The sequence below is a fragment of the Microcoleus sp. BM001215392 genome (assembly GCF_036700185.1).
Lineage (GTDB): Bacteria > Cyanobacteriota > Cyanobacteriia > Cyanobacteriales > Microcoleaceae > Microcoleus.
In genome coordinates, this window is record NZ_JAUBOJ010000296.1 from 6,427 (window position 1) to 9,866 (window position 3,440).

General features: G+C 47.8%; 2 protein-coding genes. Both read left to right on the forward strand.

All coding sequences use genetic code 11. From position 1 onward, the window contains the following. The first annotated feature begins 339 nt into the window (after window positions 1–339). On the forward strand, window positions 340–2,424 hold the full coding sequence (fusA, locus tag QT974_RS25120; RefSeq protein WP_333471128.1) for an elongation factor G: 2,085 nt from the start codon (window positions 340–342) through the stop codon (window positions 2,422–2,424). 267 nt (window positions 2,425–2,691) lie between these two features. Next, window positions 2,692–3,336, forward strand: a complete 645-nt coding sequence (locus QT974_RS25125) for a Uma2 family endonuclease (RefSeq protein WP_333471129.1) — start codon at window positions 2,692–2,694, stop codon at window positions 3,334–3,336. The last annotated feature ends 104 nt before the right edge of the window (window positions 3,337–3,440 follow it).

The following is a 3,440-nucleotide window of genomic DNA, read 5'->3' on the forward strand; positions in this document are numbered from 1 at the left end:
GAATAAAATAACGCAATTTAAATCGCCCCCTCGGAAACCTGCGGAGGCAGGTTTTCTTTGTATAGACGCGGTTTCAACCGCCCGGTATTCTCCGACCAAAAAAACAGGGTTTTTCAGCTTTGTCTGGGTTATTTTTATGAATTATCATGGTTCTGGCACTTATTAACCCAAGAATCCTTCCCAGGAATGACCCATAAGTGTCAAAATTAAGATAGTCCTGCCAAAAACAGGGAAAAGGAAATCCAGCCCGTACTGGCTGGTAAGGCAGAATTAATTCCTCGCTTGTCAAGCTTGCAGTTGGTCGCCGACGGTTCGTCGCATTTAATCTCAACAGTAATTATGAAAGATCTGACTCGTTATCGAAATATTGGCATCTTCGCCCACGTGGATGCTGGCAAAACCACCACAACTGAAAGAATCCTGAAACTGACAGGCAAAATCCACAAAATAGGTGAAGTTCACGAAGGCGCGGCGACGACTGACTTCATGGAACAGGAGCAAGAGCGCGGGATTACGATTCAATCCGCTGCTACTACCTGCTTCTGGAACGAGCATCAGCTCAACATTATCGATACTCCCGGACACGTCGATTTTACGATCGAGGTTTACCGTTCGCTGAAGGTTCTCGATGGTGGCGTCGGTGTATTCTGCGGTTCCGGTGGAGTTGAACCGCAATCGGAAACCAACTGGCGCTACGCTAACGATTCTAAAGTTGCTCGTATCATCTACATCAATAAGCTCGATCGCACGGGCGCAGATTTTTACCGAGTTGTCAAGCAAGTTGATAAAGTCCTCGCAGCTAAACCAATGGTAATGGTTTTGCCGATCGGCATAGAAGACAAATTTTGTGGCGCCGTCGATTTGCTGACCCGCAAAGCCTGGATCTGGGATGATTCTGGCGATCCGATGGGCTACACAATCCAAGAAGTTCCAGCCGATATGGTGGATGATGTCGAAAAATACCGCGAACAGTTGATCGAACTGGCCGTCGAGCAGGACGATAACCTGATGGAACAGTACCTCGAAGGAAACGAGCCGAGCATCGAAGACCTCAAGCGGTGCATCCGCAAGGGCACCCGCGATTTGGCATTTTTCCCGACCTACTGCGGCTCATCCTTTAAAAATAAGTGCGTGCAGTTGGTACTCGATGCAGTGGTTGACTACCTGCCGAACCCCATGGAAGTATTACCACAGCCAGAGGTGGATCTCGATGGTGAGGAAACCGGTAATTTTGCGATCGTCGATCCAGAAGGCCCATTGCGCGCCCTGGCATTTAAAATTATGGACGATCGCTTCGGAGCTTTAACCTTCACGCGCTTGTACTCCGGTAGGATATCCAAAGGCGACACCGTACTCAACACCGCCACAGGCAAAACCGAGCGCATCAGCCGTTTGGTAGAAATGCACGCCAACTCCCGCGAAGAAATTGACTCAGCTCAAGCCGGCGATATTATTGCGATCGTAGGTATGAAAAACGTCCGCACCGGACACACCATCTGCGACCCCAAAAATCCCGCAACCCTCGAGCCAATGGTTTTCCCAGAACCAGTCATCTCCATTTCGGTCAAACCGAAACTCAAAGGAGGCGAAGAAAAAATGGGAGCAGCGCTCACCAAGATGGTACAAGAAGACCCATCTTTCCACATGGTGACAGACGAAGAAAGTGGCGAAACCATCCTCAAGGGCATGGGCGAACTGCACCTCGACATCAAAGTGGACATTCTGCGACGCACCCACGGCGTGGAAGTAGAAGTTGGCGAACCGCAGGTAGCTTACCGCGAGTCAATCACCAAGCGCCTCGAAGACAACTACGTCCACAAGAAACAATCTGGTGGTTCAGGTCAATTTGCGAAAATCGGCTATATCGTCGAGCCTGGTGAAGTGGGTAGCGGCTTCGTGTTCGAGTCAAAAGTAACTGGCGGTAGCGTACCGAGAGAGTATTGGCCAGCCGTGCAAAAAGGCTTCCAAAGCTGCATCGATGTGGGCGTCTTGGCTGGTTTCCCCTGCTTAGACTTGAAATTCACCCTGGTTGATGGAGGTTTCCACCCGGTTGACTCTTCAGCAATGGCCTTTGAAATTGCAGCCAAAGCCGCCTACCGCCAATCTGTACCCAAGGCTGGGCCTCAGTTGCTGGAACCGATCATGAATGTCGATGTCTTCACCCCAGACGATCACATGGGCGATGTCATCGGCGACCTCAACCGCCGCCGGGGGATGATGAAATCTCAGGAAACCGGACAAACAGGCGCGCGGATCAAGGCTGATGTACCCTTGAGCGAAATGTTTGGCTACATTGGCGATTTGCGTACCATGACTTCTGGGCGCGGTCAGTTTTCGATGTCTTTCTCGCACTATGCTCCTTGTCCGAGCAATATCGCTGAGGAAGTGATTAAGGATGCGAAAGAGCGTCAAGCTGCTAAGTAGTGTGTTAAGTGCGATCGAATAGTGCGATCGTACTCTACGAACAAGTAACCAGAAACCGGGTTTTTTCACGAACATCCTTCGCGGCAGCGACGAGATTAGGTGAAAAACCCGGTTTCTTTAATATTGGTGCTTCCAGGACTCTTAAAAAAATCTGCGTTGATTTGCGTTAATCGAGGGTATCGTAAGGGCGATCGCAGATTTATGAAATAAGTCAAGTATCATATTTGCTAACATACAATTAATAATTTAAAACCGAGGCAGTTAGCCATGACAGCCACCCTGGTTCAAACTCCAACAACCGGAATTCTGCTAAAAAACATTAGCTGGAAAACCTACGAATCCCTGGTGAACGAGCTAGCCCAACAGCCGGGAATTCGTTTGAATTACGATCGCGGTAAATTAGAAATCATGACTCCCTCAGCACCCCATGAAAAATCAGGAGAACTCTTAGGAAATTTTGTACAAGTTCTAACTGATGAATTAAATCTTGACATTTGCAGCTTAGGTTCACTAACCTGCAAGCGCCAAGATTTGGCACGGGGGTTAGAACCTGATAAATGTTACTACATTCAGAATGAAGATGTTGTCTGGAATAAAGAACAAATCGATCTCAATCAAGATCCACCACCAGATTTAGCTATTGAAATTGATATTACCAGCAGTTCGATCGATCGTCTTGAAATTTACGCAAGTTTGGGTGTACCTGAAGTTTGGCGCTACGATGGCAATAGTTTAATCATCTATCAGTTAGAAGGCAATGAATACGCAGAGTCCGAGGTTTCTCCCACTTTTCCTTTTCTGTTGAAGTCTGAAATGCTGCGGTTTTTGGAATTGAAACAGACTACAAAAGAAAAGGCTTTGCTGCGGTTGTTCCGGGAGTGGGTGAGGAGTCAAATTCAGTCAGGGGAGTGAAGGAGGCGATCGCCCGTCAATCAATATAATGTTTGCTAACATACAATTAATAATAGACTTGAATTGCATAAGTCTTCGATCGATACAGAAACCGCAGATGTCAG

Bases quoted from the DNA above. Each gene is read 5' to 3' on its own strand.
- fusA (WP_333471128.1), top strand. From the start codon at position 340: ATGAAAGATCTGACTCGTTATCGAAATATTGGCATCTTCGCCCACGTG.
- QT974_RS25125 (WP_333471129.1), top strand. From the start codon at position 2,692: ATGACAGCCACCCTGGTTCAAACTCCAACAACCGGAATTCTGCTAAAA.